This is a genomic window from Bacillus cereus group sp. BfR-BA-01522 (genome assembly GCF_022662635.1).
Taxonomy (GTDB): domain Bacteria; phylum Bacillota; class Bacilli; order Bacillales; family Bacillaceae_G; genus Bacillus_A; species Bacillus_A cytotoxicus.
This window is the reverse complement of record NZ_JAKUDY010000059.1, coordinates 1-250: the sequence shown is the minus strand read 5'-3', so window position 1 is coordinate 250 and position 250 is coordinate 1. Positions and strand designations below refer to the sequence as shown.

The window sequence follows — 250 nt, the reverse complement described above, 5'->3', positions numbered from 1 at the left end:
TTTTCTTTTTGGTATTTTTCGATTTCTGCCACTAAATCAGCAGGAAACTTAATTAATTTTGAAATACGTTCCATACTACTTCACTTCCATTTCGGTATATACTTATGTTTGATATATAATGAGTATATACTAAAAGGAGGTGAAATCAATGTTAGTTAACAAAGTGTATAAGTTTCGTATCTATCCAAACAAGGGGCAAGAAATTCTAATTGCAAAAACAATCGGTTGTTCACGTTTTGTATTCAATCAT

1 protein-coding gene is annotated in these 250 nt (G+C 29.6%); it reads left to right on the top strand.

What is annotated here, in order from left to right:
- Positions 1–148 precede the first annotated feature (148 nt).
- Positions 149–250, top strand: a 102-nt coding sequence (locus MR059_RS21645; RefSeq protein ID WP_242162037.1) for a helix-turn-helix domain-containing protein, incomplete at its 3' end; no start/stop codon positions are given.